General features: G+C 68.2%; 31 protein-coding genes and 1 pseudogene. 16 read left to right on the top strand and 16 right to left on the bottom strand.

Annotated elements, in window-relative coordinates:
* Positions 1 to 70: 70 nt before the first annotated feature.
* A complete protein-coding gene (locus tag AB0H88_RS50365; RefSeq protein ID WP_357657069.1) occupies positions 71 to 1399 on the bottom strand; it encodes an alpha/beta fold hydrolase in 1329 nt (442 codons plus the stop codon).
* A gap of 66 nt (positions 1400 to 1465) precedes the next feature.
* Here AB0H88_RS50365 and AB0H88_RS50360 point away from each other — a divergent pair, with 66 nt between their 5' ends.
* A complete protein-coding gene (locus AB0H88_RS50360; RefSeq protein ID WP_357657066.1) occupies positions 1466 to 2041 on the top strand; it encodes a WHG domain-containing protein in 576 nt (191 codons plus the stop codon).
* Between the two features lie 126 nt (positions 2042 to 2167).
* Here AB0H88_RS50360 and AB0H88_RS50355 read toward each other — a convergent pair whose 3' ends face one another.
* From AB0H88_RS50355 to AB0H88_RS50345, 3 genes are all read right to left on the bottom strand, one after another.
* Positions 2168 to 2476, bottom strand: a complete 309-nt coding sequence (locus tag AB0H88_RS50355; protein ID WP_357657064.1) for a hypothetical protein — start codon at positions 2474 to 2476, stop codon at positions 2168 to 2170.
* A 119-nt stretch (positions 2477 to 2595) separates the two neighbouring features.
* Positions 2596 to 3885 carry a hypothetical protein gene (locus tag AB0H88_RS50350; RefSeq protein ID WP_357657062.1) on the bottom strand — a complete coding sequence of 430 codons (1290 nt, stop codon included), beginning with the start codon at positions 3883 to 3885 and terminating at the stop codon, positions 2596 to 2598.
* Positions 3886 to 3905: 20 nt separating this feature from the next.
* On the bottom strand, positions 3906 to 4820 hold the full coding sequence (locus AB0H88_RS50345) for a hypothetical protein (protein ID WP_357657061.1): 915 nt from the start codon (positions 4818 to 4820) through the stop codon (positions 3906 to 3908).
* 278 nt (positions 4821 to 5098) lie between these two features.
* Between AB0H88_RS50345 and AB0H88_RS50340 the strand changes: the two genes are divergently transcribed.
* Entirely contained in the window at positions 5099 to 5569 is a 471-nt protein-coding gene (locus AB0H88_RS50340; protein WP_357657058.1) for a hypothetical protein, read from the top strand.
* Positions 5566 to 5919 carry a hypothetical protein gene (locus AB0H88_RS50335; protein WP_357657056.1) on the top strand — a complete coding sequence of 118 codons (354 nt, stop codon included), beginning with the start codon at positions 5566 to 5568 and terminating at the stop codon, positions 5917 to 5919. The genes AB0H88_RS50340 and AB0H88_RS50335 overlap by 4 nt, the downstream gene beginning before the upstream one ends.
* Positions 5920 to 6055: 136 nt before the next feature.
* On the opposite strand, the gene AB0H88_RS50330 is transcribed toward AB0H88_RS50335, so the two are convergent.
* Complete coding sequence (locus tag AB0H88_RS50330) at positions 6056 to 6196, bottom strand: hypothetical protein (RefSeq protein ID WP_357657054.1); 141 nt, start codon at positions 6194 to 6196, stop codon at positions 6056 to 6058.
* Positions 6197 to 6688: 492 nt separating this feature from the next.
* Between AB0H88_RS50330 and AB0H88_RS50325 the strand changes: the two genes are divergently transcribed.
* Together AB0H88_RS50325 and AB0H88_RS50320 are read left to right on the top strand one after the other, a co-directional pair.
* Positions 6689 to 7156, top strand: coding sequence for an NUDIX domain-containing protein (locus AB0H88_RS50325; RefSeq protein ID WP_357657052.1), 468 nt, complete (start codon positions 6689 to 6691; stop codon positions 7154 to 7156).
* Between the two features lie 64 nt (positions 7157 to 7220).
* Positions 7221 to 7370, top strand: a complete 150-nt coding sequence (locus tag AB0H88_RS50320) for a hypothetical protein (RefSeq protein ID WP_357657050.1) — start codon at positions 7221 to 7223, stop codon at positions 7368 to 7370.
* On the opposite strand, the gene AB0H88_RS50315 is transcribed toward AB0H88_RS50320, so the two are convergent.
* Together AB0H88_RS50315 and AB0H88_RS50310 are read right to left on the bottom strand one after the other, a co-directional pair.
* On the bottom strand, positions 7367 to 7885 hold the full coding sequence (locus AB0H88_RS50315) for a type II toxin-antitoxin system RelE/ParE family toxin (protein WP_357657047.1): 519 nt from the start codon (positions 7883 to 7885) through the stop codon (positions 7367 to 7369). The genes AB0H88_RS50320 and AB0H88_RS50315 overlap by 4 nt on opposite strands.
* Before the next feature lie 8 nt (positions 7886 to 7893).
* Complete coding sequence (locus AB0H88_RS50310) at positions 7894 to 8202, bottom strand: type II toxin-antitoxin system prevent-host-death family antitoxin (protein WP_357657046.1); 309 nt, start codon at positions 8200 to 8202, stop codon at positions 7894 to 7896.
* A 131-nt stretch (positions 8203 to 8333) separates the two neighbouring features.
* Between AB0H88_RS50310 and AB0H88_RS50305 the strand changes: the two are divergent.
* Positions 8334 to 8530, top strand: a pseudogene (locus AB0H88_RS50305) (transposase); the annotation flags it as partial.
* Positions 8531 to 8560: 30 nt separating this feature from the next.
* On the opposite strand, the gene AB0H88_RS50300 reads toward AB0H88_RS50305, so the two are convergent.
* Positions 8561 to 8929 carry a VOC family protein gene (locus AB0H88_RS50300; protein WP_357657045.1) on the bottom strand — a complete coding sequence of 123 codons (369 nt, stop codon included), beginning with the start codon at positions 8927 to 8929 and terminating at the stop codon, positions 8561 to 8563.
* Positions 8930 to 8991: 62 nt separating this feature from the next.
* On the opposite strand from AB0H88_RS50300, the gene AB0H88_RS50295 reads away from it, so the two are divergent.
* Together AB0H88_RS50295 and AB0H88_RS50290 are read left to right on the top strand one after the other, a co-directional pair.
* A complete protein-coding gene (locus AB0H88_RS50295) occupies positions 8992 to 9444 on the top strand; it encodes a MarR family transcriptional regulator (RefSeq protein WP_357657043.1) in 453 nt (150 codons plus the stop codon).
* A 112-nt stretch (positions 9445 to 9556) separates the two neighbouring features.
* Positions 9557 to 10984, top strand: coding sequence for an ATP-binding protein (locus AB0H88_RS50290; RefSeq protein ID WP_357657040.1), 1428 nt, complete (start codon positions 9557 to 9559; stop codon positions 10982 to 10984).
* Positions 10985 to 11014: 30 nt separating this feature from the next.
* On the opposite strand, the gene AB0H88_RS50285 is transcribed toward AB0H88_RS50290, so the two are convergent.
* The gene (locus AB0H88_RS50285; protein ID WP_357657037.1) at positions 11015 to 11773 is read right to left on the bottom strand and encodes an alpha/beta hydrolase; all 759 of its coding nucleotides are present in this window, start codon (positions 11771 to 11773) and stop codon (positions 11015 to 11017) included.
* A gap of 85 nt (positions 11774 to 11858) precedes the next feature.
* On the opposite strand from AB0H88_RS50285, the gene AB0H88_RS50280 reads away from it, so the two are divergent.
* Together AB0H88_RS50280 and AB0H88_RS50275 are read left to right on the top strand one after the other, a co-directional pair.
* Positions 11859 to 13010: an alginate lyase family protein gene (locus tag AB0H88_RS50280; RefSeq protein ID WP_357657036.1), complete on the top strand. Its 1152-nt coding sequence runs from the start codon at positions 11859 to 11861 to the stop codon at positions 13008 to 13010.
* A gap of 127 nt (positions 13011 to 13137) precedes the next feature.
* Complete coding sequence (locus AB0H88_RS50275) at positions 13138 to 13470, top strand: helix-turn-helix domain-containing protein (protein ID WP_357657033.1); 333 nt, start codon at positions 13138 to 13140, stop codon at positions 13468 to 13470.
* Positions 13471 to 13522: 52 nt separating this feature from the next.
* Here AB0H88_RS50275 and AB0H88_RS50270 read toward each other — a convergent pair whose 3' ends face one another.
* From AB0H88_RS50270 to AB0H88_RS50255, 4 genes are all read right to left on the bottom strand, one after another.
* Positions 13523 to 14530 (bottom strand): hypothetical protein, encoded by a 1008-nt coding sequence (locus AB0H88_RS50270; RefSeq protein ID WP_357657031.1) that lies wholly within the window; start codon positions 14528 to 14530, stop codon positions 13523 to 13525.
* 102 nt (positions 14531 to 14632) lie between these two features.
* On the bottom strand, positions 14633 to 15301 hold the full coding sequence (locus tag AB0H88_RS50265; protein ID WP_357657029.1) for a sensor domain-containing protein: 669 nt from the start codon (positions 15299 to 15301) through the stop codon (positions 14633 to 14635).
* 149 nt (positions 15302 to 15450) lie between these two features.
* Complete coding sequence (locus tag AB0H88_RS50260) at positions 15451 to 16146, bottom strand: GntR family transcriptional regulator (RefSeq protein WP_357657026.1); 696 nt, start codon at positions 16144 to 16146, stop codon at positions 15451 to 15453.
* A 26-nt stretch (positions 16147 to 16172) separates the two neighbouring features.
* On the bottom strand, positions 16173 to 17060 hold the full coding sequence (locus AB0H88_RS50255) for a dihydrodipicolinate synthase family protein (RefSeq protein WP_357657025.1): 888 nt from the start codon (positions 17058 to 17060) through the stop codon (positions 16173 to 16175).
* Positions 17061 to 17150: 90 nt separating this feature from the next.
* Here AB0H88_RS50255 and AB0H88_RS50250 point away from each other — a divergent pair, with 90 nt between their 5' ends.
* From AB0H88_RS50250 to AB0H88_RS50240, 3 genes are read left to right on the top strand one after another with little or no spacing between them, the layout of a single operon-like run.
* Positions 17151 to 18467 (top strand): MFS transporter, encoded by a 1317-nt coding sequence (locus tag AB0H88_RS50250; RefSeq protein ID WP_357657022.1) that lies wholly within the window; start codon positions 17151 to 17153, stop codon positions 18465 to 18467.
* Positions 18464 to 19468, top strand: a complete 1005-nt coding sequence (locus AB0H88_RS50245; protein WP_357657021.1) for a dihydroxyacetone kinase subunit DhaK — start codon at positions 18464 to 18466, stop codon at positions 19466 to 19468. Before AB0H88_RS50250 ends, AB0H88_RS50245 begins: the two co-directional genes overlap by 4 nt.
* Positions 19465 to 20130: a DAK2 domain-containing protein gene (locus AB0H88_RS50240; RefSeq protein WP_357657019.1), complete on the top strand. Its 666-nt coding sequence runs from the start codon at positions 19465 to 19467 to the stop codon at positions 20128 to 20130. Before AB0H88_RS50245 ends, AB0H88_RS50240 begins: the two co-directional genes overlap by 4 nt.
* 81 nt (positions 20131 to 20211) lie before the next feature.
* Here the strand turns inward: AB0H88_RS50240 and AB0H88_RS50235 are convergent, their stop codons facing one another.
* Entirely contained in the window at positions 20212 to 21033 is an 822-nt protein-coding gene (locus AB0H88_RS50235; protein ID WP_357657018.1) for an SAM-dependent methyltransferase, read from the bottom strand.
* 62 nt (positions 21034 to 21095) lie between these two features.
* Complete coding sequence (locus AB0H88_RS50230; protein ID WP_357657015.1) at positions 21096 to 21545, bottom strand: hypothetical protein; 450 nt, start codon at positions 21543 to 21545, stop codon at positions 21096 to 21098.
* A 212-nt stretch (positions 21546 to 21757) separates the two neighbouring features.
* Here AB0H88_RS50230 and AB0H88_RS50225 point away from each other — a divergent pair, with 212 nt between their 5' ends.
* Positions 21758 to 22048, top strand: coding sequence for a hypothetical protein (locus AB0H88_RS50225; RefSeq protein ID WP_357657014.1), 291 nt, complete (start codon positions 21758 to 21760; stop codon positions 22046 to 22048).
* Positions 22049 to 22062: 14 nt separating this feature from the next.
* A complete protein-coding gene (locus AB0H88_RS50220; RefSeq protein WP_357657011.1) occupies positions 22063 to 23190 on the top strand; it encodes an NlpC/P60 family protein in 1128 nt (375 codons plus the stop codon).
* 162 nt (positions 23191 to 23352) lie between these two features.
* Here the strand turns inward: AB0H88_RS50220 and AB0H88_RS50215 are convergent, their stop codons facing one another.
* Positions 23353 to 23556, bottom strand: coding sequence for a cold-shock protein (locus tag AB0H88_RS50215; protein ID WP_214640926.1), 204 nt, complete (start codon positions 23554 to 23556; stop codon positions 23353 to 23355).
* 531 nt (positions 23557 to 24087) lie between these two features.
* Here AB0H88_RS50215 and AB0H88_RS50210 point away from each other — a divergent pair.
* Positions 24088 to 24705: a hypothetical protein gene (locus AB0H88_RS50210; protein ID WP_357657009.1), complete on the top strand. Its 618-nt coding sequence runs from the start codon at positions 24088 to 24090 to the stop codon at positions 24703 to 24705.
* The last annotated feature ends 93 nt before the right edge of the window (positions 24706 to 24798 follow it).

Here is a 24798-nt window from a genome sequence, read left to right as displayed (position 1 = left end):
ATTGCCACCGAGGTGGCCGCCGCTTGTCGGCCGCCCCTCTTCTGCATTCTAGGGTTGCTGGCTGCGGACTTCACCTATGGTCGCGGAGGAAGGCGGAGGTGTCGGCGCGGGTCGGGTAGTTCCGCAGGGGCGACGGCTTCCCTTGGAGGAACGCCGTGATGACGGCGATGGCGCGCTCGTTGTTGTCGTCGAGGCCGTTCCACATGTGGTGTCCGACACCGGGCATGTATTGGGTTCGCTCGATGGCGGGATCGGCGGCGAGGATGGCGGTAGCCCATTGGCGTACCTGTGAGGAGCATTCGGCGATCATCAGCATCGCGGGGGTGCGGGAGCGTTTCAGCTCGGAGGCGATGGAGGGTGAGTCCTTGATCGTCTGCATGATGCGGAGGCTCGCGGCGGCGCTGAAGGAGAAGTTCTCCGCGGTGTCTTCGGCAGGGATGCGGCCGGCGTCCCGCGCGCAGTAGGCGGAGGCGGTGTCGCTGCCGAGATCGGCCGCCTTGAAGGCGTTGACGCCTTCGGCCTGCGTGATCAGGCCGGTGTCGGGCGGGAGGAGCCCGAGTTGGATGAGGCCGAGCGCGACGGCGTACCGGGGGACGCGCGTCGCCCGGGGTCCGGTCGGGGCCGGAGCGAGGCCGCGGGCGGACGGTCGTCCCTGTTGCCCGCTGATCAGCGCGGTGGGGCCGTCCATGGGGCCGGGCTCGGCGATGATCGCCCGGTGCACGTGGACGGCGACGTCCGCGGTGGCCAGGGCCCGGGTGAGCACGACCGCGCCCGCGGAGAATCCGAGGACGTCGACCGGGCCCCTGTCCAGGAGATCGATGAAGGCGGCGAGGTCACGTACGGACCTGGAGATCGTGTACTGCTCCATGGGCAGCAGGTCGCTCCGTCCGCCGCCAGGCTGCTCGTAGGCGTACACGTCGTAGCCCTGTCCGGCCAGGAGTTGCAGGAATCGGTGGTCGAATACGGAGATGTCGCGGACGGGCCCTCCGTGGAGGTACACGAGCGGCGTGGGGTGCCGGGGGACGCCGGCGGCGGGGGGATAGTGGTAGACGGCGACCCGGCTGCCCGTGCTCAGGCTCCAGTGTCTCGTCGCGACGAATGACAGGTCGGGCGGATACTGCCGGGTCGTGGGGGCGGTGGGGACGCAGACCGACGCCGTGAGGGCAGCGGCGACGATCACCGGCGCGAAGGGCCACAGCGGACCCGGCCAGGTACGGCCGCGGCCTCGCCACAGTGCGGCGATGACTCCGGCACCAAAGGCGGTCAGCCAGGCGGCGAGCCCCGCACGCGCGCCATCCGTGAGAACGATGAGGGCGAGGAACAGCCCGGCCAGCCCCACGACGGCGAGTACGGCGAGGATCAGGCGGCCGATGAGGCGGAGGGGGACAGGGAGAGTCATATGGTTTCCAAACGTTGTTCCAGAACGACGTTTGGAAACGCTACCAGCTCGGCTAGGCTGGTCGTCGTGGGAAGACCGAGAACCAACGACGACACCGTGAAGGACCGCCTCATCGAGTCCGCGACCCAGATGTTCGCGACCCGTCCACGGGAATCGATCACCATCCGCGCCCTGGCCGCTGCCGCCGGGACCGCGACCGCCGCCGTCTACTCGCTGTTCGACGGCAAGGACGGGCTGATCGCCGAAGTGCGCGGCAGAGCGGTCGCCGGGCTGTCCCAGGAACTGTCGGCGGTGGCGGCCTCCGATGATCCCCTCGCCGACCTCTACGCGCTCGCGGTCGCGTACCGGCGGTGGGGACGCGAGCACCGCCACCTCTACACGGTGTTGTTCGGCGGCGTGCAGAGCTTCGACCCATCCGGTGACGTGGGGGTCGGCGATCCCGTCAGGCCGCTCATCGAGGCGATAGACCGCGCTCTGTCGGCCTCCGCGCTCTCGGGCGACGCGACCTCCATCGCGCTCTCACTCTGGGTGACCCTGCACGGGCTGGTGGCTCTCGAATTGACCGGGGCCCTCGACACCGCCACGGCCGAGACCACGTTCCGCTCGACGATCCCCGCCGTGCTACGTGGCTGGGCGGCTTGACTTCGCAGCATCAGCCTACGCAGTGCTCTCAGACTGTCCCTCGCCTGACGGAGCCGGCGCCGGCCCGCGTTCGCCGCCCGCCACGGACCGGCCCGTAACACCCCGGCAAGGCAATAGATGTGCGACCTAACTTGGCTTCGACCGGTACTCAGCCCACAGGTCGACGGCCTCTTGGAGATCAAGAGCGGCAACGTCCTCGCGGGCCATCCCCACCGTGTGGATCAACCGGTCCGCGAGCCAATCGGGAACGGGTTCTCTCGGAGGCGCTTCCACCACCCGAATGTGGTCGGCCAACGTGCCAAGACGCTCGATCACCAGGCCGAGCTGGACAATCTCCGGACGCTCGGCATCCGCCTCGCGAACCCTCGCCGTCGCCTCGGCGTACACTTCCGCGTCGGCCTGCTCACCGACAGCCCACACTTCACAGATCTCCACCGACTTGTCCTCGGTGATGTGCTCCGGACCTTAAGAAGCGGATCGATCGCCTTCGCACGGAGACCGCCCAAGGCTTCGCCGCTGCCGCACAGCGCCCCCAAGCCCGCTCGGCTGGATGGCTACAGCTTGCCGAACACCACTTCCGGATATTCAGCCTCTTCGACCTCGATGGGCCGGACCTCGCCCCTCCTGACGTCGATCAGCCGATAACCACCGTGCTGCATGCTCACGATCACCGCCGATGACCCGACCCACCGCTCCACGCCGAGCACGTTGTCATCCTTGAGGGTGAAGGTACGATCCCTTCCGCGGCCATCGAGACTTCCCACGTCCACCTTCGGTTGCCGATCGTACGCGTGGGCGTACATCGAGCCGTCGCTCGACACCAACACAGGGTCGGCGAGGTAGGTGTCGATGCGTTCCTTGGAGCCGTCCGGTCGCCTCAGCCAGCCGTTCTCACGGTCATCGCTCATGGTCATCAAACCGCGCGAAGTCCAGCTCATGATCATTTCGTCCGGGTGCCTGACCAGCTTTTCGGGATGGCGGAGATCCATCACGACGATGGGATCTTCGTCGGCCTGGAACGCGACGTAACGGCCGTCTAGGGAGAAGTCCAGCCTCAGGCCGCCGAACCGCTCCGCTTGGAGGGGCAGCCTCTTGGTCCACCCGCTCGTCACGTCCAGGAGTGTCAGCTCGCTCTTCTCGCTGTCATAGTGAGCGATCTTGAGACCGTCGTGGCTGACCTTCAGGAAGTCTCCACGCAGGTTGGCCAGAACCCTGCGTTCCCCGGACACGGTCACGACCGCCCACGAATCCTGGTACCCAGTCTCGTTATAGCGATCAACGAGGCGGTATGCGTACCGGACAGCCACGCCAGGTCCCGTGGGGAGGTCTCTGGCCAGGGTGGGTCTCACGTACGGCTGGGACGGCGGCGGGTACTCGGTTCTCGGGGGCGTCTCCGGCGACAGGAGAAACGCGGCTATGAACAACGTTGTGAGCGCACCCCCGACTCCGGCGCACGCCGCGGCGAAGCGCCTTTTCCGATAGCTCTCCACGAGCTCGCGAATCCGACCCGTTTCGAGTCCTTGCCGCGCCTCCTCCACCGTCGAGGCCGAGGCATCTGCGGCGAGCCGCTCGACCGTTGCGACCCGCCATCCGAGCAGGTCAGCCACATTCTCGGCCGACCACCCGTCGTGACGCAGGCCAACTGCGGCGGCCCACTCACGCCGTGAACGCCGCCCAGCCACCACAGGTCGGCGCCAGCGGCGGAGGGGGGACAGGAAACGCCGGTAGAGGGTGAAGTACGCGTCACGGGAGTCACCGCGACGCGCGAGCGCCTGGGCCGTCAGGCGCTGGGCCCGGTCCGGATCTTCAGTGAGCGCGAGGGCGGTCCGCCACAGCGGTTCCATCCAGGAACCGTCGACCGGCTCTACCACGGCAGCCTGCCCGAGCTGAGCCTTTCCGCGAACTCCAGGCCGGGAGGACGCTCATTGTCCACCTCGTCCTGGGCCCCGGTGACGATATTCACCACGTGGTAAGACTCCCCGTCTTTGGCAAGGACCCGACTGTCGTCCAGCCACGCGACAGCGCGCGACGATTGCGGAAGGGGCGAAGGTCCGAGTCGTTGGCCGGTTTCGACGTCGTAGAGGTTGCCGCCCGCGGAAAAGGTCACGCCATCGGGTGAGAGGCCAATGTCCACATGCTCGTTCTGCAGGTCGTCGAGCGGCTTGACCGATCCATTCTCGCGTACGACGACCACTCGGTTCGGTATGCCGCCTTCGCCGTGACGGCACCACTGGTTTCCCACCAGCAGCTTCGCAGTGACCCCATGAACCACGCAGACGTTCGGAATCTCCCGCGCTTGACCCGTATCGAAGTCGGTCAAGATGGTTTTGGCATTTCCCATCAACGAGACCGTGAACCAACGGCCATCAGCCGAACTGGCGAGATTCACCCATTTCCCCAGTTCCTCGCCGCTCAGCGGAGGAGTAAGCGCGCGGGTCTTTCTCGTGGGCAGGTCCATCGCAACGAAGCGATAGCTCGGCGCATCGAGATAGACCACACGGTGACCGTCCCGGCTGATCGCGAACTCGACTCTGTCCTTGTCGCCGTCGATACCGAAGATCTCGGTCGCGGCCTGCGCGATGGTCACCACGCCGCTGTCAGAGCCGAGCCGCAGTTTCAACCCCGTACACAGGACCGTTCCCACAGGCTGAGCGCCTTCAGAGTCGCGGCACTCTTGGCGCTCACCGGACAATACCGGCACCGCCGTGGGCAATGAGGGCTTCACCCACCACCCTCTGACATCACCCACAAGGATCGTCGCGAGGACGAGAACGATCAAGCCTGCAGTGCGAAACCGCACCCTGCGGGCGCGGCGCGCCAGCCAACTAGAGCGCGCGCAACCGCCACGTGGACCAGCATCACCGGCGCCCAGCGCCGCTTGGAGGCCATTACGCCTGCGCGTGAACTCGCCGGGCCGGCTATGGCCCAGGTCGATCTCCCGAATCGCGTCCTCGGCCGGGCGTGGCGGTCACCGTGGACGGCCGCTTGACCGGCGTTCTGGCGTATGGACCGGTCGGATCGCTAGCATCAGAACGTGTTCTGACATACGCTCATGGCGTGAGCACCAGCCATGCCGACGCAGTGACCTTTTCTGACTTGTCGAGAAATCCCCGAGCGGTTGCCGAGCGTGCGGCACGCCTGGGACGCGTGCGTGTCACACATCGGGATGCTCCGGACTTCTACCTGACTGCGGCGGACCGTGAGGAGGAGCGCGAACGGACGCTGGCTACCGCGTCCCGGCTGCTCCTTGCCTTGATCAAGCATGATCCCACCGCGCGTGCGCTGGTCATAGCCATGCCGGAGGTCTTCCCGTGGGTTCGCCACCTGTCCTCGGACGAACTGCGTGCCTTCACTCTGGAACTGGTTGAAGCGCTCTCCGACGCGGCCGAGTTGGATGTCGATGCCACCACCCAGGAGGTCATTGCGGGCTGGCGGGCCACTGCGAGAATCAAGGCCGATCCCGCGCACTACGCCGAGGCTCGCAAGCCCACGAGTGGTGACTTCGGGCCGGTGCAGGTTTCTGCATGAGCCCGAAGCGCGGAGATCGGGTCACGGTGCCGCCACCGGACGACGAGTGGGATGTCCGGTTTGGTACCGGCGCTGCGGTTGAGGGCTGGGAAGAGCTGTGCCGTCACGCCTTGGCCAACACGCGCCGATGCTTCGAGGCGCTGCGGGCTGATCCTCGTTCAGGCTCCAGCCGCGACCGGCAGCATCGCCTGCGAGGCGACCTTTCGACTCATCGTCACAACGGCAAGAATTTGGAGCAGTGGGAATTCGAGGTCACCAGCGGCGGGCGTGTGCGCTATGCCATCGATGACGCCACCCGTACTGTCTGGGTGATCTACGCATCGCCTCGACATCCTAAGGACACTGAATAGCCGACTATTGCTGCGCAAAACCAAGCGCTACCGGCAGCATTTTGTTCAAACTTCCGAACGGCTACTGCGGGATCGGTGGCACCAACGTCAAGCTAGGTGACCCGTCCGAGTGGTTTGCCCAACAGGCCTGACGACCTCAGAGGAGTAATCCTCGAATATCGGGAATCGCCTCCTCAAACGCCACGACCTCGCCTGCGCCCCAGGCCGCCTCCTCAGCACGCTGATCGTAGGTGGGATCGGAGAAGGTGATCGAGTTCAGCCACCACAGGTTGAGCACCTCGGGCAGGCGATGGTATTCACCCGGATCACGCGCTGCCTCCCACGCCTCGGGTTACTGGGCCAGGAACACCGGACGCCACTTCTCCGGCAGCGCCCGAAGCATCGCTTCCGGGTCGTACCGAAGATCATGGACAGGCCGCGCGCTCATGCCCCCACGTTATCCGCAGACTCCCCTCGCGCCCCAGAATCCGCACCATCTGACTCCACTACAGGGGGCAGGCGCCTCGTCGATCCGCTCCAGGGATTCATGAGGAGCAGGCTCATTGGGATCGTTGGAGTGGATGATGCATGTCCTCAATGGAGATTAAGTCACCTGACGCTCATCGAGCCGAGCGCTCCGGGTGCTTACGGCATCGCCACCGGCCGTTCTACCGGCCTGCCTACGATCAGCGGCGGCGGGTCGATAGCCGACCACTACATGTCATCCTTCGAGCGAGTCTGGGCCGGAGCCGTTCCGTGGTCCGGCGCGGAGATCTGAAAGGCACCCCATATGGGACGAGTTGAGTACTGGAACGACCCGAACGCCCCGAAGGCGAACAGCCTGGTGCCGGCCTGCGGGACGGTCACTGTGGACGACTTGGGCCGCATCCTGATGCAGTGCCGACGGGATACCGGCCAGTGGGCGTTGCCGATGGGCAAGATGGAGATCGGCGAGACGCCCTCGCAGTGCGCCGTGCGGGAGACCGAGGAGGAGACCGGTGTTCGCGTCGAGCCGGTCGGCATTCTCGGGATCTACTCCGACCCCGGTCACATCGTGGCCTACACCGACGGCGAGGTCCGCCAGGAGTACGAGGTCATGCTGATCGCCCGTCCGGTCGGCGGTCGGCCCGAGGCCAACGATGAGGCGAGTGACGTGCGGTGGGTCGAGCCGGACGAGTTGCACACGCTGGACATCCATCCGACCCAGTGGCGGCAGCTCAGCGACTACCTAGAGCAGAAGCATTCCCACGTCGATTGAGCCCAGTCGGCTCGGTCTAGAGGCCACTGGACCCGCGCCCGCTCACTGCCCGGAGCGGCAGAAGGTGGCGGAGGCGTCGCGGGACGCGTACCAGGAGGTGCTGAAAACGGCGGGCTACGGCGAGATCGCCACCGAGGTGGCCGCCCCCGGGCTGTTCTTCTTCGCGGAGGAGTATCGGCAGTGCTCCGCCTCGGGCAATAGATGTGCGACCTAACTTGGCTTCGACCGGTACTCAGCCCACAGGTCGACGGCCTCTTGGAGATCAAGAGCGGCAACGTCCTCGCGGGCCATCCCCACCGTGTGGATCAACCGGTCCGCGAGCCAATCGGGAACGGGTTCTCTCGGAGGCGCTTCCACCACCCGAATGTGGTCGGCCAACGTGCCAAGACGCTCGATCACCTGGCCGAGCTGGACGACTTCGGGACGGTCAGCACCCGCCTCACGAACCCTCGCCGTCGCCTCGGCATACACTTCCGCGTCCGCTCGCTCACCGACGGCCCACACCTCACAGATCTCCACCGACTTGTCCTCGGTGATGCGGTAGACGACACGCCAGGTGTTGCGACCGACCACAAGCTTCCGGAAGCCCGTCAATTCCCCACCTAGCGGGTAACCAGCCTCGGGGTTATCCAGCAAGAGAAGGATCTTCTTGAGCACCTTGGGCACCGCGTCTGGGCCGATGCGCCGAAGGTCATCGACCGCCGGCGCGGTGAAGACGACGTCGGACACCTGTCACATCACTCGTCGTCCGGGAGGGCGGCCAGCGACTCGCGAGTATGCCCGAAAGCGGCGATTACCTCATCGAGCGAGACTCGCTCTCCCGTATCCGCGACCGACCGGGCAAGTACGAGCGCCAAATCACGCAGATCGGCCGCCGCCTCCTCCAACTCGTTGAGCCGTCGGATGCTCACCACGGCCGCCACCGGCTGATGCCGACGGGTGACCACCAGATCGGTCCCCTGCTCCGCATCAGCCACCAGGCGAGCAACCCCTCGCTGGGCCGCTTCCGTGACGCTCAGCTCAGTAGCATCGTGCAGAACAGTCATACATCAACTGTATATTTTTCTGTACAGAACCGCGATCCCTAAGCGAGCTGAGGCTCGCACCTCTCCGGATCCCGCTCGGCTGGATGGCTACAGCTTGCCGAACACCGACCTGCGCCGGCCAGGCGAAGGGCAACGCCGACCGTCTCGAGGCGTGGATCACCACCGTCCAGGCCGCCGATCTGCCTCATCTGCACGCCTTCAGTCGTGGCCTTGAGCAGGACCGCGATGCCGTCGGCGGGGCTGTCACGTTGCCATTCCACAACGGCGGCACCGAGGGGTGAACACCAAGACCAAGCACATCATGCGCCAGATGCACGGCCGAGCCGGCACCCTCCGGTCGGTGTGTGGCGTTGGCCTATCAGGTGCGGTCGTGGAGAGTGATCTGGTAGCCGTCAGGGTCGGCGAAGGTGAATGTTCGACCGAAGGGGCCGTCAATCGGCGCGGAAACGATGGTGTGGCCGTCGGCGACGAGAGCATCGTGAATGGCCTGGACGTCTGTGGCGTGGAGCCAGATCGCGGCACCGATGCCGGGTTGAGCAACGGATGCGAGATCGGTGCCGGGAAGGACGTCGCGGAGTGCGAACGCGATCGGCTTCGTCTCGAAGACGACGGCGTGCGGAGGTCCGGCCTGCGAGCGGACGAGGCCGAGGTACTGCTCGTAGAACGCCTGCGAAGCGTCGAGGTCGCGCGCCTGGAGCGAGATGAAGTCGGGACCGGTGGCGGGCATGATGATGCTCCTTCTTTCGTGTCAGGTTTCTGACACGGGTCAATCTATGTCAGAATGCTGACATGAGTCAAAACGGTGTTGACCTGGACAAATCACTGGGCTACCTGCTGAAAGAGGCTTCGAGCGCCCTGCGCGCAGCCATGGAGGAGGTGCTGCGGCCACTCGGGATGAGCGTGACGCACTACTCCTGCCTCGAACTGCTGGCTCAACGACCGGGCTTGTCGAACTCCGAGCTCGCGCGGGGCGCGTTTGTGACACGGCAGTCGATGAACGTGCTGCTCCAGGCTCTGGAACGAGATGGCTACGTGACTAGGCCTGCGGAGGCACCTGTCGGGAAGGTTCTTCCCACGCGGCTCACGCCTCGCGGCCGACGGAGTCTCGAGAAGGCGACCGTAGCGGTCCGGTCCGTCGAGGTCAGAATGCTGGCCGGCATGACCGAGACCGAGCAGTCAGGCGCGTTCCGGATCCTGCAGAGCATGATCCATTCCCTGCGCGATGGCAACGACGGTTCATAGCTCCTTCCCCGGCGCACTCTCACGCGCCGCCTCCCACGCCTCGTGATACCGGGCCGGCGACCCCATATCGCCCGCGTCCTGGAGTGGACCCGCGCCGTACTGTTCGCCGTCAATGGCGCAACCTGTGTTCGACCGTGAGCGAGAATGGGCGGGCCTGGTCTCGTTCGCTTCGGATGTGAGCCCGGGAGCTCGGCTCGGTGTGGTGAGCGGCCGCCGCCGCCAAGGGAAGAGTTATCTCCTGCAGGCCCTGGCGAGCAGCATGGGCGGCATCTACTTCCCCGCGCTCGAGGTGACGGAGGCGGTGGCGTTGCGCCTCTTCGCGGACGAACTGATCAGATTCACCGGCGCGCCTGTTCCGGCCTTCCGCGATTGGATCGACGCCATCCCCTATCTCTTCGGTGTCGTGCGCGATCGGGCGGTGCCGGTCGTTTTTGATGAGTTTCCGTATCTTGTCAAGGCATCCCCGGAGCTTCCCTCGATCATCCAGCGGGAGTTGGGTCCTGGCGGCTCCGGAGCCGCCAGCACGGCCAGGGTGTTGCTCTGCGGTTCAGCGATGTCGGTGATGGGCGGTTTGCTGTCCGGTACGGCTCCGCTACGCGGACGCGCAGGACTGGAAATGGTCATCAGGCCCTTCGACTACCGACAGGCCGCCCGTTTTTGGGGGATCAGCGACGCGCGTCTGGCGGCTCAGGTCCACGCGGTGGTGGGTGGGACACCGGCCTACCGGAAGGAGTTCGTCCGTGGCGATGTCCCGGCCGGGCAGGCGGATTTCGACGACTGGGTGATCAGATCCGTGTTGAACGCCGAGGTCCCGTTGTTCAGGGAGGCTCGCTACCTGTTGGCGGAGGAGACGGAGGTCCGCGACCCGTCGCTCTACCACTCCGTCCTTGCCGCCGTCGCCGACGGCAACACGACGTCAGGGGGAATCGCCGGCTACGTGGGGCGGAAGTCCAACGAGATCGCGCACCCGCTCCGCGTCCTGGAAGACAGCCATCTCCTGGTCAAAGAGCGCGATCTCTTCCGGCCGAACCGCAGCTACTACCGGGTGGCCGAACCGCTCATCACGTTCTATCAGGCGATCATGGTCAGGGAGTGGGCGCGGTTGGAGCGCGGGGACGCGGCGACGGTGTGGCGGGGCAGCAGGGCACGCTTCCTCTCGCAGGTCGTCGGCCCCCATGTCAAGGTGCTCTGCCGCGAGTACGCCCTGCATGCCGATACCGCGGCCGGTGAGGTGGGGAGTGGAGTCGTACCCGATCCCGCCAAGCGCACGCAGATCCAGGTCGATGTCGCTGTTCTGGCGCCCGCGGATCACGGACGCCCGCGACGGATTCTCTCGCTGGGCGAGGTCAAGTGGGACAGGGCCATGGGAGCCGAGCATGTGGCCCGGCTCCGGCGCGCGCGCGATCTGCTCACGGCTAAGGGGTACGACACCCGCGACACGGTGCTCACGTGTTATTCAGGCGCCGGATTCACCCGGGAACTCGGCGCCGAACCAGGGAATGACGTGCGCCTGATCACACTTGACGACCTCTACGCTTGATCGCCGGCTCCGGGATGATCAGCGTATCGCTCAGGGGCGCGGGCCGAAGCCCTGGGCGGTGAGCCAGGTGGCGCAGAGGTCCGGCCAGGCGGACGCGGCCAGGTCGGCGCCCTGGGCGAGCCCGAGCCCGTGCCTGCCCTCGGGAAAGACATGCAGCTCGTACGGCGTGCCGGCGCGGCCGAGCGCGTCGGCGAACAGCAGGCTGTTGGCAGCCGGGACCCCTTTGTCCGCCGCCGTGTGCCAGAGAAACGTCGGTGGCGTCTCGGCGGTCACGTTGAGATGGGCGGACAGGGCCGTCGCCTGCTCCTCGGTGCCGTCAGGGCCGAGCAACTGTCGGCGCGACCCCGAGTGCGTGCCCCACCCGATGAGGTCGATGACCGGATAGCCGAGTATCAGGGCATCCGCGCGATCCCCGTCCTTGGCGGTGGCGAAGGTGGCGGCGAGGTGGCCGCCGGCGGAGAACCCCATGACGGCGACCCGCACGGCCCCGCGCTCGCGGACCACGCGCACCGCCTGGCGCAGGTCGTACAGCGGAGCCGGATGCAGCGGCGCGCGCCCCGGCTCGTCGCCGGCCACCCGGTAGGCCAGCACGTAGGCGTCGATGCCGAGCGTGACCAGCCAGCGGGCCACGTCCGCGCCCTCGTGCCCGGCCAGCCCGGAGTAACCACCGCCGGGGCACACCACCACCGCGCCCGTGGCCGGGCCGTTCGCCGCGTACAGCGTCAAGCTCGGCGACTCACCGGTGGCGGGGCCGGGGGGAATCTCTGGCCAGAGGGGAACGTCGATCATACCGGGCACTCTACTCCCCGGAAAAGTTAGGAAACTTTCCTAAGAAGGTTGACCAGGTCTCGTAACGCTCGTTGGATTAGCTGTCATGACCCCCCGTCTCATCGCCAGCGCCGCCCTGGTCGCCTCCCTGGCCCTGCCACTGCCCGCGGCCGCCGCCCCCGCGACCTTCACCCACCCCGGAGTGCTGCTCGGCCGGGACCAGCTCGACTTCATGCGTACCAAGGTCAACGCGGGCGCGCAGCCGTGGAAGTCGGCCTACGACCAGATGATGGGCCACTCGCTGGCCTCCCTCACCCGTGCGGCCAAGCCCCGCGCCGTCGTCGAGTGCGGTCCCTACTCCAACCCGAACAACGGCTGCACCGACGAGCGTCAGGACGCGCTCGCCGCGTACACGATGGCTCTGGCCTGGTACGTCACCAGGGACGGCAAGTACGCCCAGAAGGCCATCGAGATCATGGACGCCTGGTCCGCGGTGATCAAGGACCACACGAACAGCAACGCGCCCCTGCAGACGGGCTGGGCCGGTTCGGTCTGGCCACGGGCGGCCGAGATCATCCGCTATACCTACACGAGCTGGCCGAACGTCAACCGCTTCGCCACCATGCTGCGCACCGTCTATCTGCCGAAGGTCATCAACGGCTCCAACAGCAACGGCAACTGGGAGCTGAGCATGATGGAGGCGGCCGTCGGCATCTCCGTCTTCCTGGAGGACCGGACGAGCTACGACAAGGCGATCACCAAGTACCGCGGCCGGGTGCCGGCCTACATCTACCTCAGCACCGACGGGGAGCTGCCCAAGGGCGCGCCCGGCAGCGGCAACGACACCCGCGACGAGCTGGTCAAGTACTGGCAGGGGCAGACGACCTTCGTCGACGGCCTCACCCAGGAGACCTGCCGCGACTTCACCCACACCGGCTACGGGATCTCGGCCATCTCCCACGTCGCCGAGACCACCAGGATCCAGGGCCAGGACCTCTACCCGGAGGTAGGCGAGCGGCTCCGGTACGCGCTCGGCTTCCAGTCGAAGTACCAGCTCGGCGCGGCCGTGCCCTCCTGGCTGTGCGGCGGCAGCCTGAATCTGGGCCTCGGCCCGGTCACCGAGGTCGGCTTCAACCAGCTCCACAACCGCCAGGGCATCCCGATGACGAACACCCAGACGCTCACCGAGCAGCAGCGTCCCGCCGGCACCAACCAGCTCTTCGTCGCCTGGGAGACCCTCACCCACGCGGGCAGTTGAGCCTTTCCTCAGGTGAGCGTTGACAACGTCGCTGAGCAGGAGTCGTCTGAGGGCCCACGACGAGCGAGGGGGCCGCGAACGCGCGAAGCTGCGTGGGCGTCGCCGAGGAGGACAAGGAGGAACGACGATGAGCGAGTTCGTGAAGTGGTCCGATACCAAGGCCAAGATCCGTGAGATCGACCCCGACTGGGACTCTGCCGAGCGGGTCGCTGCTCGGGAGGCCGGCCGCGAGGAGTTGCGGGCGGAGCTGCGCGGCGCCCAACTCGCCGAGATGCGCAAACGCCTGGGCGTCTCCCAGAAGCTCCTCGCCGAACGGATGGGCATCTCTCAGGCGCGCGTGTCCCAAATCGAGCACGGTCAGATCGGTGGCCTGGACGTTTTGCGGTCTTATGTCGTTGCGCTGGGCGGGACCCTGGACGTGGTGGCCGACTTCGGTGACCACTCCGTGAAGGTCGCTTGAGGCGAATTCGGCAGCCGCTGCCTGTTCAGTTCGGCTCTCTGATGCGGCACATTCAGTCGCCCGTGACGCTGATCTGGGCGGTCCAGTCGGCGACGACGCGTGTTCTCTTCGACGGTGAGGAGGGGACGACGGCGGCGAACCAGGTGGCCTGGACGAGGATGACCCGGTTGCGGAACTCCTTCTTGCCGCTCAGCACGGCGGGCTCCGGCCGGGTGAAGGAGAGGGTCGCGGCGTTGGGACGGGCGGTGAAGCTCTGCTGCTCCCGTACGCCGTACCAGACGACGGCCCCTCCTCCGGAGGCGCGCAGCGCGTAGATCGTCGGGACCACCTGGGTGCGGTCGCGTACGTCCCACTGGCCGCGCAGGAGGCGCAGGTCGGCGAGCCGCGCGGTGGCGGACTGGGTCGTGTACGGGCCCGTGGCCAGGAGGCGCTTGGCCGCCGTGTCCTTGCCGTTGGTGGCCAGGGAGTGGGCGTGCGCGGCGGCCATCTCGCGGGGGGCGACGGCGAGGTCGGTGGTGTCGTCGGCGGCCACCGCGGTCGCCAGTCCTTGGTCGTCCACCGCGATGGGGAGGGCGGGCGCCTGGAGCGGGGTATTCGATCCGGCGACCAGGCGCCAGCCGCCGGCGGTCTCCTGGAGGATGAGCTGGGTCCGGTAGTCCTTGCCCTGCTCGGTGATCTCGGCCAGGAACCAGCGGGCGCCGCCGGGGTTCTTCGGGATCACGAAACGCGTGCTGGTGAGGCGGGGCAGCGTGCCGAGCCGGTCACCGCGGAGCCTGGCGAGCCGGAAGACGGCCCGGTCGAGCTCCAACGCCAGGCCGGCGCTCGTTTCCTGCAGCCCGGATCCGTTCCGCTTCCTGGCCTGCTGCAGCCGCTCGCGGTAGCCGTTGAGGACGAACTCGGCCCCGTCCTCCGTCAGTGTGGGCTGCGCCGGCGCGGCGGTCGCCCGGGGCCCGGCGCTCACCGACCAGGCGCCGGCCTGGGGCGGCGTCCCGGAGGCGCTGCACGCGGCGACCATGGCCAAGGCCAGGCCACTCACGAACAGCTGGCGATTCACCGGCACGGATACCTCCGCGACATGCCCGTGGGAGCGTCCTGAGCTGTCCTCATGAGGTACGGCCTGGACCTGGTCCAGGTTCAATCCACCGGGACCGCGCTGACCGCCTCAGAACTCGGCCGCGGCGAGCCGGTGTGCCCGGACGGTCGCGGGGTGCTCGTCGTACGCGGGGCGGGTCAGCAGCGCCTGGGCGAGGTTGGCCTTGATCAGGGCGGCGCCGCGCACGACCGGCACCAGCGTCAGCGCGAACAGGAGGCCGACCACGGTGTTGAAGACCACGAAGGTGGTGCTGTCACTGCCGAGGCCGAGCAGCTCGGGCAGCCCGCCGTGGAACTCGGGCAGGCCGGCGATGATCCAGCCGTAGAGCGGGAACGTCAGCCCGGCGATCGCCCCCACCCACCAGACGACGGTGACGGCGAAGGTGGCGATGGCGAGGGGGAAGGCGACGACGGCGTGCAGCATGTCCAGCACCGCCTGCCCGCTGGTCAGCGGGTTCATCGTGCGGCGGAACCAGCCGGCCTCCGAGGGCGCCTGGCGGTAGCGGGGACGCGCCACGCGGCGGCCGAGCACGTCGGGCAGCAGCACGCGCTCGACGTCGGCGAAGTTGCGCGCCATGGCGGCGGCCGCGGCCAGGATCGGCAGGCCGATGAAGGCGACCGCACTGCCCGCTCCGGCCGCGACACCGATCAGGACCAGGACGAAGGACATCACCGCGGTGGGGAAACCGAGCAGGACGTAGCGGGTGTCGGTGGCGATGCGGTGCCGGAGGGTCGTCATAGGAAGAACGTTACGAGTCGCCGCCTGCCAGATCGCTCCCGCTCACTGGCGTATCGAGGTAGTGCAGGCCCTACCGTCACCCGTCACCCGTCAGCCGTCAGATCGTGATGGCGCGCGACCGTTACCCGTCACCCGCCACCCGTCAGCCGTCAGGTCGTGATGGCGTGCGACTCCATGTCGGCCACCGTCCACTCCTCGACCTCGTCCAGGTGGATCGCGGCCGCCGCCTGCGCCGCCGCGACGTCGCGGCCGGCCATGGCGTCGAGGATCTCCAGGTGGCGGCGGGTGGAGCCGGCGATCCGGTGCGGGCCGGTGGCGCCCAGCACGCGCAGCCACTGCACGAACGGCTCCGTCGAGGAGCGGACCCGGATGAGCCGCTCGTTGCCGGTGGCCGCCACGATCTCGGTGTGCAGGCGCGTGTCGCTGACGAAGAACGGCTCGTAATCACCCTTCTCCGCGTACGCCAGCGCCTCGACGACCTCGGCGCGGAGCTCGGCGATCCGGGGGAGCGGCATGACGGCGGCGGCGATGCCGGTCGCCAGCCACTCGATGCCCTTGCGCAGCTGGCACACCTCGTGGACGTCGGTGACGCCCGGCCGGGCCACGAACGTCCCCGACCGGGGGCGCGTCTCGATGAGCTGGTCGTGCTCCAGGCGGGCCAGCGCCTCGCGGACCGGGGTGCGCGAGACGCCGAACTCCGTGGCCACCGAGTTCGGATCGAACCGGGAGCCGGGGGCGTACACCCCGCTGGTGATGCGGTCGCGCAGGATCCCGTAGAGCTGGTCCGCGATGGAATCCACGACCAGGGACGAACCCTTCGAGAGCTTGACGGACTGACCCGGCACGATCTCTCCCTGCAGATGTGTGATGTCTAGTGGATCAGATTAGCCGCGCGGAGGGCCACCGCGATCCGCTCGCGTTCGGCGGGGCTCGCCGGCGCGAAGGGCTTCCGGGGACGTCCTCCGTTGCGGCCCTGCAGCTCCAGCGCCGCCTTGAGCGTGGCCGGCAGGTTGGGTCCGTCGATCGCCCGCCACACCGTGAGAATACGCTCGTGCAGCTTCAGGGCGAGCGCGTGATCGCCGTCCTGGATGGCGTTCCACAACTCGACGCTGAGCCGCGGCGTGACGGTCGGGATGGCGGCCAGCGCGCCGTGCGCGCCGAGCACGAACGCCGGATAGTGCAGGTCGTCGAGCGCCGCCAGGATGGTGAACCGGTCGCGTACCCGGGCCAGCAGGTCGACCAGCAGGTGCATGTCGCCGCCGCTCTGCTTGATGGCCACCAGTTGCGGAACGGCCGCGAGCCGCTCGATCACGTCCACGGGTACGAGAGCCCACGGCACCACGTTGTAGAGCACGATCGGCAGGTCCACCGCGGCCCCGATCTCCCGGTAGTACTCCACGGTCTCCTCGGCCGACGGCGCGAAGACATAGTGCACCGGCGTGATCTGCAACGCGTCGACGCCGACCTCCTTCAGCGCCAGCGAATAGCGGATCACCTGGGCCGTCGAGTTCTGGATCACTCCGGCGATCACCGGCACCCGCCCGGCGACCTCCTCGACCACGACTCGGCAGATGTCCCGGCTCTCCTCCAGGGAGAGCGTCTGGCCCTCCCCGGTGCTGCCGCACGCGCAGATCGCGGTGACTCCGGCTTCCAGCAGGTACTTGACCTCCTGGCGCAGGAGGTCGAGGTCCACTTCGTCGTTCTCGTCGAACGGGGTCACCACCGTGGAGATCATCCCGTGCAGGTCCAGGTCGCTCATCGACATCCTCCTGGTGACGTGGCTATTGCGGCCGCGTTAAATCTAGTGTCTGATACATTAGATTATCACCCGGACATGAAAGGATGTCCAATGCAGAGCGGGACGCCAGTCAAACGTGTCGTCTGGGCCAGCGCCCTCGGCACGACCGTGGAGTACTACGACTTCACGCTCTACGCCACGACGGCCGCGCTGGTCTTCAACAAGGTCTTCTTCCCGGCCGAGAATCCGTTGGTCGGCACGCTGGCCGCGTTCGCCACGTTCTTCGTCGGTTATCTGGCGCGCCCGCTCGGCGGCCTGATCTTCGGCCACTTCGGTGACCGGCTGGGCCGCAAGAACATCCTCATCACCACGATGCTGATGATGGGCATCGGCACCTTCGCCATCGGCCTGATCCCCTCGTACGAGTCGATCGGCATCGCCGCGCCCCTGCTGCTGGTGCTCATCCGGCTGATCCAGGGGCTGGGGATGGGCGGCGAGTACGGCGGTGGCGTGCTGATGGCGCTGGAGTACAGCCCGAAGCGGCGCCAGGGCTTCTTCACCTCCCTGGTGCACATCGGCACCCCGGCCGGTGTGCTGCTGCCGGTCGCCCTGGTCACGGCGCTGGACGCGTTCCTGCCGGCGGGCGCGTACGAGTCGTGGGCCTGGCGCCTGCCGTTCCTGGCGAGCATCGCGCTGGTCGCCGTCGGCTTCTACATCCGGCTGCGCGTCAGCGAGAGCCCCGAGTTCGTCAAGATGCGGGCCGAGCGCGAGGTGCGGGAGCTGCCGGTCAAGGAGCTGTTCGCCGGTTACACGGGCAAGGTGCTGCTGTCGATCGTCGCCAAGGTGGCCGAGAGCGGGCTGTTCAACGTCTACTACGTGGTCGCCATCGCCTACGTCACCACGGAGCTGGGTCTGCCGCGCGGGCCGGTGCTGATGGCCGTGCTGATCGCGTGCCTGGCCGAGTGCCTCACGCTGCCGCTGTTCGGGGCGCTGTCCGACCGGATCGGCCGGCGCAAGGTGTACGTGGGCGGCGCGGTGTTCCAGCTGCTGCTCGCCGTGCCGTTCTTCCTGCTCGTGCAGACCGGCAGCCTGCCGTTGATGACCCTGGCCATGGTGTTCGGCCTGGCCGTCGGCCACGGCTCCATGTACGGCGCGCAGGCGGCGCTGTTCGCCAACCTCTACCCGGTTCAGGTGCGCTACACGGGCCTGTCGGTCACCCAGCAGGTAGGGGCCACGCTCGGCGGCGGGCTCGCCCCGCTGGCCGGCACCGCGCTGCTCGCGGCCGGTGGCGGCCACTGGACTTGGCTCGTGGTCTATATGATCGCGATCGCGGCTCTGTCCAGCCTGGCGGCCAGTCGGCTGGGCTCGGGCGAGCTCGACCGTGAGGCGCTCGGTGAAGCGCCCGCCGCCAAGGAGGCGATCCAATGAGCCTGTTCCTCGCCGAAGGCGATCCCGTGACGCCCGCCCTGCGCGGGTTCGCGCGAGTGCACGCCGACCTCGTCGAACTGAGCGAGGACCCGGTCTTCCTGCGGGCCCGCGACCGCGATCCGCGCCGGACCGTCGGGCTGGTGTCCGGCGGCGGCTCGGGGCACGAGCCGCTGCACGGCGGGTTCCTCGGCCGGGGGATGCTCGACGCGGTGGCGCCGGGGCAGGTGTTCGCCTCGCCGCACAACCGGCAGGTGCTGGCGGCCAGCCGGGCCGCCGCCGGCCCCGGCGGGGTCATCCACATCGTGAAGAACTACACCGGCGACCGGATCAACTTCGGCATCGCCGCCGAACGCCTGCGGCACGACGGCATCGAGGTCCGCCGGGTGCTGGTCGACGACGACCTGGCGACCGAGAGCGCGGAGACGGCGACGGGACGGCGGGGCACCGGCGCGACCGTCATCGTGGAGAAGCTTCTCGGCGCCGCCGCCGACGAGGGGCTCGGCCTCGACGAACTGGCCGAACTCGGCGCGCGGTTCGCCGCCGCCTCGCGCAGCCTCGCGGTGGCGGCGCGGGCCCAGACCTCGCCGCAGACCGGCGCCCCCTCGTTCGAGCTGGGGCTCGACGAGCTGGAGTACGGCGTGGGCATCCATGGCGAGCGGGCGGCCAAGACGATCACCAGGCCGCCCGTCGGCGAGCTGGTCACCCGGATGCTCGACGAGCTGCTGGCCGGTCTGCCACCGGGTTCCGACGACCTCGTGGTGCTGGTCAACGGGCTCGGCGGGACCACCCAGCTGGAGCTGTACGGCGTCTTCGACCAGGTGGCGGGCGAGCTGTCGGCACGCGGACTGGACGTGCGCGGCTCGCTGGTGGGGACGTACGTGCCCGCCCTCGACATGGCGGGCTTCTCGCTGACCATCACCCGGCTCGACCCGTCCTGGGACCGCTGGTGGCGGGCCCCGGCTCTGACACCTGCCTTCGTCCGCGTCAAGGAGAACCGATGACCGCGTCGCCCGTACTCCGCCGCTACGCCGCCGACGTGGAGGCCGCCCACGCCGAGCTGACGCGGCTCGACCAGCTCAGCGGGGACGGCGACTTCGGCGACAACCTGCGCTCCGGGTTGCGCCGCGTCATCGACGAGCTCGACCGGTCCGGTACGGCGGGACACGGGTTCGACGTGGCGGGACAGGTGTTCCTCGACGACGTCGGGGGCACGAGCGGGCCGCTGTTCGGGCTGCTGTTCACCGAGATCGGCCGGGCGCTCGACGGTGACGTGCCGGTCGGCCGGGCGCTCGACGGTGACAAGCCCGTCGGCCGGGCGCTTGACGGTGACGTGCCGAGTTGGGCCGCGGGCGCCTCTGCCGGGCTGGCCGCGATCCAGCGGGTGGGCGAGGCCGAGGTGGGCGACTGCACCCTGGTCGACGCGCTCGTACCCGCTGTCGCGGCGCTGGAGTCGGACGGTGCCGGAGCCTTCGCCCGCGCGGCCGCGGCCGCGGCCGACGGCGCCCGGAGCACGGCCGAGCTGCGGGCTCGGCTCGGGCGGGCCAGTTACGTGGGCGAGCGGGCCAGGGGTGTCGCCGATCCCGGGGCGGTGGGGGTGGCGCTGCTGTTCCGAGCGCTGGCCGAGGTCGAGGAGCCCGGCTCGAGAATCGCCCCGCCGTACTGACCGGCGATTACGGGCCGCGTCCTGACGTATGGCTACCGGAAGCGGCTGACGTGCGGTTACGGGACACGCGCTGACGTGCGATTACGGGACGCGCGCGACGCCGCCCAGGACGCCGCCCTTGTCCAGGCTGGCCGGGATGTACTGCTCGTCGTTGCGCCAGTCCTGGACGGGTACGACGCCCGGTTCGAGCAGTTCGAGGCCGTCGAAGTAGCCGCGTACGGTGTCGCGGTCGCGCCAGGTCATCGCCCCCGAGCTGGTTTGCCGGTAGACGTCCTGGGCCTCGGCGAGCTTGGCCGGGATGCCCTCGTTCTCCTCGATGTACCCGTGCGAGATGACCAGGTAGCTGCCGGAGGACAGTGGCTCGCGCAGGGTCTGGACGATGCGGGCCACCTCCTCGTCGTCGGCGAGGAAGTGGAACACGGCGACGACGAGGACGGCGACCGGTTCATTGAAGTCGAGGTGCGCGGCGGCGGCGTCCAGGATCCCCTTGGGGTCGCGCGTGTCACCTTCGACGATCACCGTGTCGGGGTTGTCGGCGAGCAGGGCACGGGCATGGACCAGGACGATCGGGTCGTTGTCGGTGTAGACGACCTTGGCGTCCGGGATGACGCGGTGCGCGACCTGGTGCACGTTGTTCTGGGTAGGCAGACCGGTGCCGATGTCGAGAAACTGCCGCACACCCGCCTTGGCCGCTTCCTCCACCGCGCGGATGAGGAACCCACGATTGGCTCGGGCGATCTCGCGGATGTCGGAGCCGGTCTCCAGGCTGATCCGGATGATGTGCTCGGCCGCCTCGCGATCGGCGGAGAAGTTGTCCTTCCCGCCCAGGAAGTAGTCGTACATCCGGGCGACGCTGGGAACGGTCGGGTCGACTTTCCCCGCGGACAGCTCGTGCTCGGTCACGCCTACACCTTCCTCGCTTATGCCCGCATCTTACGAGGAAACAGGTGATCTGTGGTGATCTGTCAGTCCGGCGCCCAGTACTTCACGAGAAACCGCTCCAGCCGCTGGACCACCGGGGTCCAGGTGGCGGCCAGGGTGTAGCGGCTGGCGCGGTGGCCTCGGTAGGTGAGGGTGTACTTGAGGAAGTCGGCTCCCTGCGGCTTGACCTGGGAGCGGCCGAGGCGCAGGAGCTTCAGGTCGTGATGGAGTTTGCGCTGCTCGCCGCGGGTGAGGCACTTGTTCACGGTCGGGCCCGTACGACGGCTCAGGCGTACGCAGCCGTTGGTGTAGACGATCACCCGGTTGTCGAAGCCCGCGAAGCCGCCCTGCTCGCGCAGCTCGACCAACACCTTCTTGGCCGCCGACGCGGCCGATGCGGTCGGTGCGGCAGGCAGGGCCAGCGCGGCGGGTGCCATGGTGGCGCTCAGAGTGGTGCTCAAGACCACGGTGAGCGCGATCCGCAAGATTCTCATACTCCTAGGACGTACGGAGCGGCGAAACGGCTCATCGTCCCCGCTCCGTACCTGGAGGCCGTGGCCACCAGCCTGCTGGGCCGTCCGATGTCGGGAAGCTAATGGGCCATTTAGCGGTGAATTAGGGGCCTTCCGATACGATCAGCTATCTGTGGTGGATGCGCACTTGATCGGTGCGTCACCGTCGGTCCCGTACCCCTGGAGGATCGCTGATGGCGAAGGTCGACCTTCACCGCCAGGCGCTCGAAGACTGCCAGTCGGCGGCGAACCGGCTGTCCAAGGAGTTCGCCGACCTCGCGGGCGGGTATCCGGCCAAGAGCGCCGACTCCTCGATCTTCGGTGACCTGACCGGCTCCTCCTCGCTGGCCGCCCTCCTCGACAAGATCGAGACCGGGGTCGCGGGCGAGCTGGGACATGTCCAGAGCAAGCTCCAGGGCGTCGAGCGGGCGCTGGAGAAAGTACGCGACAACGTTCACACGGCCAACCAGGCCTCGGGCGCGTGATCAAGGAGTGAAGCGTGGAGCTTGGCGACCTGCCCGGCGGTGACGGCCTCGCGAACATCCTCAAGTCCGTCAGCGGCGATCCCGGCTCGGTTCGCGGCGTGGCCAAGCGCTGGCGCGGTGCCGGCGGCAAGACCGGCGAGTACGTCGGCCGGCTCGGCACGGCGGTCAAGGGCGTCAACACGGCCTGGCAGGGCGACTCCGCCGACGCCTTCGACAAGTACATGCGCCGCTACTCCACGGCCGGCGGCGCGCTCCACGACGCCCTGACGGACAGCGCGACGACTCTCGACGACGTCGCCCAAGCGCTGGAGACGGCCGCCTCGAAGGTACGCGGGATCTGCGGCGATGTCCTCGACAAGGCCCGCGCCTACAAGACCAACAATCCGGACGCCACACAGGCGGAGTTCGACAAGGCGCTCTCGGCCCCTGTCGCCGACGCGGTCGAGGACGCGAAGACGCACCTCACCTCGGTCAACAAGGTCGTGAAGCAGGCCGTGAAGACGATCGGCGAGCACTGGAACGGGCGGGAGGCGACGTTCGCCGCCATCAAGGCGCCCGGCGACCAGACGTTCGTGCCGGCGCCGGGTCACACCGTCCACTGGGACCCGACGCCGCTTCCCGAGTGGCAGAAGACGACACTGGCGAGTGCGGACGGCAACGGCAACGCCTACAGCCCCGCCTCCGCGTCCGCCCCGGTGGCCGCGTCTTCCGGGCCCGGTGGATCTTCGGGGTCTGGGGGATCCGGGGGATCTGGGGGTGCGGTCGCCCAGGCGGTGCCGTACGTGCCGGGCGGCGGCACCGGCGCCGACATCGTCAACGCGGCGCGGCAGCACCTCGGCAAGCCGTACGTCTGGGGCGCCAACGGCCCGAGCGCCTTCGACTGCAGCGGGCTCATCTACTACTCGCTGAACCAGGCGGGCATCAAGATCGGCGACACCACGGCGGCCGGCTACCAGGCGAGCGGACACCCGATCTCAGGGCCGCCGCAGGCAGGAGACATCGTCTTCTTCGGCGCCCCGCCCGATCACGTGGGAATCTACATAGGCGACGGCAAGATGATCCACGCGCCGCACCCAGGGGCGAACGTCCGGGTGGGAGAGGTGGCGGTCCAGCACGGCCCGATCACCTACCGCCGCTTCTGAACCCACCCGCTCCTGAACCACGCGGGATCTTGGCCTGACACACGCGAGATCATGCGGGATCTTGGCCTGACACACGCGAGGCCTGACACACGCGAGGCCTGACACACGCGAGCCGGGGCCCGCGTGTGCGGACCCCGGCTCGTCGTGGTGTTACGTCGTAGATCAGACCGGAACGATGTTCTCGGCCTGCGGGCCCTTCTGGCCCTGGGTGATGTCGAAGCTCACCTTCTGGCCTTCCTGCAGCTCGCGGAAGCCCTGGGCGGCGATGTTCGAGTAGTGGGCGAAGACGTCGGCGCCGCCGCCGTCCTGCTGGATGAAGCCGAAGCCCTTTTCAGAGTTGAACCACTTCACGGTGCCAGTCGCCATGTCGATCTCCTTTGATAGGCGCAGAGCCGGGACCCGCAGGTCACGAATCCCATGTCGCCGCAATGACCCATCCGGAAATGACCGGGTGAAACAACACGCCTTCGGGGCGGAACCCGTCGGGCGCGCAAAGTTCGTGGGTACCAAAACTGCAACAGCTGCCACGCTAGCACGTGGCCTCTCATACTCCCTCCCGAAAAATGGGAGATCTTGCGGCTTGCCTGCTGGAACGGATAATCACCGCCTGGACACCGGCTCCCGACAGGTCGAGGAGCGCCTCCGGCCCCTGCCAGGCGCGCCTGAGAACGCGCGGCACTTGGGCGACCCGCCCGGTCGTGACCGCCGACCGTGACCCGACAAGGTCGATGGGCTCCTGCCGCCCACACGACCACAAAGTTTATGTCAACCCGACATAGATAAAACAAAGCGGCATATCAGACATCTCTCATGTGGCGTCGGCAGAGTTCAGGGCGTGCGGATGACCTTCGGGGGCCGAATTCATCGGGATGCGGCCGGGTCATCCAGGATTGGACGTTGATCTCAGTGCGCTTCCTGAAGCCCCTTACCGTGACCCTGGCCAGTGCCGCCCTCGTCGCCCTGCCGTTCGCGGGCGGCGCATTCGCCGACAGCGGCCAGCCGCAGCCCGCCCCGACGGTCACGCCGGGCGTGAAGACCACGCCGACGGTCACGCCGGGCGTGAAGACCACCCCGACCACCAAGCCCACCGCACCGGTCAAGACCGGCCGGCCCACCGCGACGGACGAGAACGCCCGGCCCAAGCGCCCGGTCTCCACCGCCCACGAGAGGGAGACCACAGCCTCGACCCTCTACCTGAAGGAGCACCGGAGCCCGGCCTCCCTCGACGTGTCGGTCAACCCGACCCGCGTCAAGCAGGGCGCCTCCTACGGGGTGACCATCGTGGTCAGGGGCGCGTCGGCGGGCACGGCGGCCACGATCACGAGTCCCGAGGGCAAGAGCTACCGCGTGTCGCTCGACCAGCGGACGGTCACCAAGACGCTGACCGTACCGGCCAAGGCCAAGCTCGGCGCCAAGACGGTCACCGTCAAGGTCGGCAACCGGACCGCCACCGCCCAGTTCACCGTCGTCCGCGGCGGCGACCACCGCGACGACCATCGTCACGAGGGCAAGTAGCCGACCACCGCCACGAGGGCGAACACCGGGAGGCCCTCGCCTGCGGAACCAGCCCGCGTGGTGGGACCGGCCCCTCCCCGTGACCGGTCCCAC

Origin of the sequence: Nonomuraea sp. NPDC050680 (genome assembly GCF_040654555.1) — a bacterium.
Lineage (GTDB): Bacteria > Actinomycetota > Actinomycetes > Streptosporangiales > Streptosporangiaceae > Nonomuraea.
The sequence above is the reverse complement of the archived record's forward strand: the minus strand, read 5'-3'. Positions and strand labels throughout refer to the sequence as shown.

Excerpts from the sequence above, each read along its gene's own strand:
- AB0H88_RS50280 (WP_357657036.1), top strand. The coding sequence starts at position 11,859 with ATGACCCCCCGTCTCATCGCCAGCGCCGCCCTGGTCGCCTCCCTGGCC.
- AB0H88_RS50225 (WP_357657014.1), top strand. The coding sequence starts at position 21,758 with ATGGCGAAGGTCGACCTTCACCGCCAGGCGCTCGAAGACTGCCAGTCG.
- AB0H88_RS50265 (WP_357657029.1), bottom strand. The coding sequence starts at position 15,301 with ATGACGACCCTCCGGCACCGCATCGCCACCGACACCCGCTACGTCCTG.
- AB0H88_RS50300 (WP_357657045.1), bottom strand. The coding sequence starts at position 8,929 with ATGCCCGCCACCGGTCCCGACTTCATCTCGCTCCAGGCGCGCGACCTC.
- AB0H88_RS50335 (WP_357657056.1), top strand. The coding sequence starts at position 5,566 with ATGAGCCCGAAGCGCGGAGATCGGGTCACGGTGCCGCCACCGGACGAC.
- AB0H88_RS50250 (WP_357657022.1), top strand. The coding sequence starts at position 17,151 with ATGCAGAGCGGGACGCCAGTCAAACGTGTCGTCTGGGCCAGCGCCCTC.
- AB0H88_RS50245 (WP_357657021.1), top strand. The coding sequence starts at position 18,464 with ATGAGCCTGTTCCTCGCCGAAGGCGATCCCGTGACGCCCGCCCTGCGC.
- AB0H88_RS50285 (WP_357657037.1), bottom strand. The coding sequence starts at position 11,773 with ATGATCGACGTTCCCCTCTGGCCAGAGATTCCCCCCGGCCCCGCCACC.
- AB0H88_RS50230 (WP_357657015.1), bottom strand. The coding sequence starts at position 21,545 with ATGAGAATCTTGCGGATCGCGCTCACCGTGGTCTTGAGCACCACTCTG.
- AB0H88_RS50255 (WP_357657025.1), bottom strand. The coding sequence starts at position 17,060 with ATGAGCGACCTGGACCTGCACGGGATGATCTCCACGGTGGTGACCCCG.
- AB0H88_RS50365 (WP_357657069.1), bottom strand. The coding sequence starts at position 1,399 with ATGACTCTCCCTGTCCCCCTCCGCCTCATCGGCCGCCTGATCCTCGCC.
- AB0H88_RS50290 (WP_357657040.1), top strand. The coding sequence starts at position 9,557 with ATGGCGCAACCTGTGTTCGACCGTGAGCGAGAATGGGCGGGCCTGGTC.
- AB0H88_RS50350 (WP_357657062.1), bottom strand. The coding sequence starts at position 3,885 with ATGGAACCGCTGTGGCGGACCGCCCTCGCGCTCACTGAAGATCCGGAC.
- AB0H88_RS50275 (WP_357657033.1), top strand. The coding sequence starts at position 13,138 with ATGAGCGAGTTCGTGAAGTGGTCCGATACCAAGGCCAAGATCCGTGAG.
- AB0H88_RS50295 (WP_357657043.1), top strand. The coding sequence starts at position 8,992 with ATGAGTCAAAACGGTGTTGACCTGGACAAATCACTGGGCTACCTGCTG.
- AB0H88_RS50215 (WP_214640926.1), bottom strand. The coding sequence starts at position 23,556 with ATGGCGACTGGCACCGTGAAGTGGTTCAACTCTGAAAAGGGCTTCGGC.
- AB0H88_RS50310 (WP_357657046.1), bottom strand. The coding sequence starts at position 8,202 with ATGACTGTTCTGCACGATGCTACTGAGCTGAGCGTCACGGAAGCGGCC.
- AB0H88_RS50325 (WP_357657052.1), top strand. The coding sequence starts at position 6,689 with ATGGGACGAGTTGAGTACTGGAACGACCCGAACGCCCCGAAGGCGAAC.
- AB0H88_RS50240 (WP_357657019.1), top strand. The coding sequence starts at position 19,465 with ATGACCGCGTCGCCCGTACTCCGCCGCTACGCCGCCGACGTGGAGGCC.